The organism is Frankia sp. CoWAU3, assembly GCF_977971855.1.
On sequence record NZ_CDWWXB010000148.1, the window covers coordinates 4226 to 8787 of the forward strand.

The window sequence follows — 4562 nt, forward strand, 5'->3', positions numbered from 1 at the left end:
CCCCTGGTGGCTGTGGTGGCTGGGACGGCTGCCGCCGGGCGGCCGGGACGATGTCGTAGACGGTCCCGTCCGCCGGTGCCAGCGCGCCGGCGAGGTGGAGCCGGCGGGCCAGTTCGTCGCCGGGCGGGTTGCGGTGACTCAGATGGACGGCCAGTACCAGGGTGCTCGGCACCACGGCGCCGCGGCGGCGCAGCTCGGCCACGAGCTGACCGAAGGTGTCGAGGTCAAGGTGCTCGCCGAACCCCGGCCGGTCGCCGTTGTTCTCCTCCAGCAGCACGACGTCGTAGGCGCGGCCGGTGACCGCCTCGAGCGTCTCCGCCGGCAGCGGCGCCGCGGTGTCGCAGCCGTACAGCAGGCGTCCACCGTCCGGCGCCGTCACGTCGTAGAGCACGGCCGGCCCGATGCTCGCGTCACCGTGCTGGGCGGCGACCGGTCGAACGAGATAACCCCGATCGCTCGGGGACTCCTGACCCTCCGGGGATCCCCGGTCCTCCGCGGCCTGCCGATCGTCCGCGCCGAGGCGCAGGGGTCCGGGTGTCGTCGGCGTACCCCCGGGCACCACGGCGATTAGCCGCAGCGGCGAGCCGTCCCGGTCCGGATCGGAGCGCTCCCAGCGAGCCAGGAACTCCCGGCACGCCGCCAGCGCCGCCGGCGGACCGACCACGTCGAGGGGCCGTCCCGCGGCTGTCGACCACGAGCGCCACATCAGGCTCTCGGGCCCCAGATGATCGGGATGGGCGTGACTGATCAGCAGATGACGCAGCCCCGATAGGCGTACTCCGAGCCGGGCAGCGGTCCGGGGCACGTCGGGACCACAGTCGATCAGCAGGGCGTCGTCGATCAGAACGGCCGTCCGCCCGCGTACTTCGTGTTCCCTGGCCCAGGCACAGGATGCGCAGTCGCACCACGGGTTGGGCCAGCCGTCCGCCGAGCCGGTGCCGAGCAGCGTCACCTTCATCGTGTTCCGTCTCCCGGATCCCGTTGCGTCCCGGATCCCCCGGATACCCCCGGATCCCCCCGGGGTCTCCGCCTCTCCGGGTTCTCAAGCCTGCCAGGCTCCGTGGTTCTCAAGCCTGCCGGGCTCCGTGGCCCGCGGAACCTCAGACGTGCGGGTGGCGCTTGCGCTCCCACAGGGTCATGAGGGTGAGCACCACCGCCAGCAGGAAGATTGCCGCGAAGGTGACGAGCGCGGCGGCCCACCAGGTCAGGGGAGCGTCCTCGTGTTCCACGGACTCGGCCACGATGGCCGCTGCGTTGTAGACGGTCGTTCCCACGCGGGTTCTTCCTCCTTGTACCGACGTACTGCTCACGCAGACGTGCCTGTCGTGCGGACCTGCCTTCGACGCGGCTGTGCTCACCGTGCGGACATGCCGCCGGCTCGCGCGACCGGCGATGACCGGTGACGCCGGCTTCGCGATCGTGGTGGTCGCGATGCTGTCCGGGCATCCACCGGAACTGACGTTACCGACGTTCACGACATCCTGGCGCGGGTATCGCCGACCGCGCCAGTAGCACGACCCGACCCGACCCGGGCCCGCGGGCCGGTCGACCAGTGCCACGATGGATCATCGGCCCTGGCGTGGGGCCGGGAGTCCCGCGTCGGCGGGGTGCACGCGGTTGGATGGGACGACCGGCCGGCGCACTGGCCGATCACGGCCGGTGGCTCCAGCGCGGGCCGCCCGGGTGGGAAGGACACACTCATGACCTGGACCTGGCGCTACGAAGGCGATGACGGCACGATCACGATGGTCGGCGGGGACTCGACCTCTGAGTCGTTCACCAGCCAGGGAGACGCTGAGACGTGGCTCGGGGAGACCTGGCGTGACCTGCTCGATGCGGGGGTGGCGCAGGTGACGCTCCTCGATGCCGGCCGTCGCGTCTACGGGCCGATGAGCCTGCGCCCGGTGACCTGAGCCGCCTCCGTCCGTGCCGGTCCCGACCTGTGCTGGTCCCGATGCGTGTCGACCGAACCGCCTCTTGACGAGAGGTCGGCTGACGACGTTGGCTGACGACGTTGGCTGACGACGTTGGCCTGTCCGGTGTGGTCCGGCCGGCCGAACCATCGAGATCGCTCAGGCCGGCGCCGGGCCGTTCCGGTCGACAGAGAGGGTGCAGATCTTGACCGAGCACAACAACCCGTCCACTCCGCCCGAAGCGCATTACCTCGCCCCCGGATGGTTCACCCGTAACGTGGCCAACCGTGCCGTCGCGGCGTTGACCCGGGCGGGGATCAGCCTCCTGGGCAGTCGGATCCTCGAGGTACGCGGCCGGATCAGCGGCGAGCCGCGCCGGACCCCGGTGAACCTGCTCATCTTCGACGGGCAGCAGTACCTGGTCTCGGCGCGAGGGCACGGCCAGTGGGTGCGTAATCTGCGCGCGGCCCAAGGCGAGCTATACCTGCTGCGTGGCCGGTCGCGCACGCGTTACTCCGCGACCGAGCTGGATCCGGCGGCGAGCGTCGCCGTGCTGCGGGCCTACCTGCGGCGGTGGAAGGCCGAGGTCGGCGCCTTCTTCGACGGGGTCGGGCCGGACTCGCCCGATGAGGAGATCCGTCGGATCGCGCCCCGCCATTCCGTCTTCGTGATCACACCGGCGTGAACACGGGGACGGCGACCTCACCGGTGCGGGGAGCACGGTCGGTGGCGCAGGCGCGGCCGGTCGGCGAGCCGCCATTGCCCAGGATCGCGCCCCGCCCGGTCCTAGGCTCCGTCTCGCCGCGGGTCACCGAGATCATCACGGTCGCGCGGGGGGTGCTGGAGACCGAGGGGGCGGGGGCGCTGACGATGCGCCGGATCGGTGATCTCCTCGGTATCCGGGCGCCGTCGCTGTACAAGCATCTCGCGGGTAAGCCGCAGCTTGAGGCCAAGCTGATCGAGACCATGCTCATGGAGATCGGGGACCTGCTCCACGACGTGGTCGACCGCAGCGGTGCCGCGGAGGTGGTCCCGGCCCTGCTGGCCGCGTACCGGGGCTATGCCCAAGCCCATCCGAACCTCTACCGCCTGGTCACCGCCGGTTCGCTGAACCGTCGGCTACTGAGCGCCGACGTCGAGGACTGGGCGGGGGAGCCGTTCTACCGGGCGGCCGGGGAACCCTATCGTGCGCAGGCCCTGTGGGCCGCCGCGCACGGCACGATGATCCTCGAACTGGACGGCCGCTATCTGCCAGGATCCGATCTCGACCGGACCTGGCAGGCGCTGGCCTCCGCTTTCCGCCGAACCGACCCGGCTGGCGACCAGCCTGGCTGATCTGATCTGGTTCGGTTCGGGGTAGCCGGCGGGCCCGGGGCCAGGCCTGGAGGCAGGCCCGGGTCAGGCCCGGGTGACGACCTCGGCGAGCACGTCGTCGATCCGATCAAGCAGCGCCGGGTCGAGCGTCACGCCGGCAGCCTTGACGTTCTCCCGTACCTGCTCCGGCCGGGACGCGCCGATGATCGCTGAGGCGACGTTGTCGTTCTGCAGCACCCAGGCGATGGCGAGCTGCGCCATCGACAGCCCGGCGTCCGCGGCGATCGGCCGCAGCTCCTGCACCGCGGTCAGCACGTCGTCGCGCAGCAGCCGGGAGATGAAGGTGGAACCGGTTTCACCGGTGGCCCGGCTGCCGGCCGGCGGTGGCTGACCGGGCGGGTACTTGCCGGTGAGCACGCCTTGGGCGATCGGCGACCAGACGATCTGGGAGATCCCGGCCTTCCGGCTGACGGGCACGATGTCGGCCTCGATGGTCCGCCACAGCATCGAGTACTGCGGCTGGTTGGAGATGATGCGGTCCAGCCCCAGCTCGCTGGCCAGCCGGACGGCGTCGCTGATCTGCTCGGCGCTCCACTCGGACACGCCGACGTAGAGCACTTTGCCGGCGCGGACGAGGTCGTCGAAGGCCCGCAGGGTCTCCTCGATCGGCACCGTCGGGTCGTACCGGTGTGCCTGGTAGAGGTCGAGGTGGTCGGTGCGCAGACGGCGCAGCGAGGCGTGCGCGGACTCGATGATGTGCTTGCGACCGAGGCCCTTGTCGTTCTCCCCCGGGCCGGTGGGCCAGTAGACCTTGGTGAACAGCTCGTAGGACTCCCGGCGCACGCCCTGCAGCGCTTCGCCCAGGACGCTCTCGGCGCGGGTACCGGCGTAGACGTCCGCGGTGTCGAATGTGGTGATGCCCTCGTCGAGGGCGGCACGCACACAGGCGGTCGCCGCGTCCGCCTCGATCTGGTCACCATGGGTGATCCAGTTGCCGTAGGAGATCTCACTGACCGACAGGCCGCTGCGCCCAAGACGTCGATGCTTCACGTGACGACCTTAGCCGTCGGCCCTGGTCAACTATTTCTCATACACCATGCCCTGACCTGCGCTTGCAACACGCTAGCAATGGCTAGCGCATACCCGGAGTGATCCGCGGAAACACTTCCCTGACCTGCGCTTGCCCGACGCTTGCCTGCGCAAGCGCAGGTCGGAGGCATCTAGCACAGCCGAGCGTCGGGCTTCGCCGAGCGTCGGGCTTCGCCGAGCGTCGGGCTTCGCCGAGCGTCGGGCTTCGCCGAGCGTCGGGCTTCGCCGAGCGTCGGGCTTCGCCGA

The 4562-nt window shown here is 70.7% G+C and carries 6 protein-coding genes; 3 read left to right on the plus strand and 3 right to left on the minus strand.

The window, feature by feature from the left end:
• Both AC08ON_RS13080 and AC08ON_RS13085 read right to left on the minus strand, forming a co-directional pair.
• The coding region (locus AC08ON_RS13080) for an MBL fold metallo-hydrolase (protein WP_476617064.1) at positions 1–958 on the minus strand (958 nt) is incomplete at its 3' end.
• Between the two features lie 142 nt (positions 959–1100).
• Positions 1101–1274 carry a hypothetical protein gene (locus AC08ON_RS13085; protein WP_011437513.1) on the minus strand — a complete coding sequence of 58 codons (174 nt, stop codon included), beginning with the start codon at positions 1272–1274 and terminating at the stop codon, positions 1101–1103.
• A gap of 426 nt (positions 1275–1700) precedes the next feature.
• Between AC08ON_RS13085 and AC08ON_RS13090 the strand changes: the two genes are divergently transcribed.
• From AC08ON_RS13090 to AC08ON_RS13100, 3 genes are all read left to right on the plus strand, one after another.
• On the plus strand, positions 1701–1913 hold the full coding sequence (locus tag AC08ON_RS13090) for a hypothetical protein (RefSeq protein ID WP_011437512.1): 213 nt from the start codon (positions 1701–1703) through the stop codon (positions 1911–1913).
• Between the two features lie 205 nt (positions 1914–2118).
• Positions 2119–2598, plus strand: coding sequence for a nitroreductase family deazaflavin-dependent oxidoreductase (locus AC08ON_RS13095; RefSeq protein WP_476607786.1), 480 nt, complete (start codon positions 2119–2121; stop codon positions 2596–2598).
• Between the two features lie 41 nt (positions 2599–2639).
• Positions 2640–3248, plus strand: coding sequence for a TetR/AcrR family transcriptional regulator (locus AC08ON_RS13100; RefSeq protein ID WP_476607789.1), 609 nt, complete (start codon positions 2640–2642; stop codon positions 3246–3248).
• 63 nt (positions 3249–3311) lie between these two features.
• Here the strand turns inward: AC08ON_RS13100 and AC08ON_RS13105 are convergent, their stop codons facing one another.
• Positions 3312–4277, minus strand: coding sequence for an aldo/keto reductase family protein (locus tag AC08ON_RS13105; protein ID WP_476607785.1), 966 nt, complete (start codon positions 4275–4277; stop codon positions 3312–3314).
• Between the last annotated feature and the right edge of the window lie 285 nt (positions 4278–4562).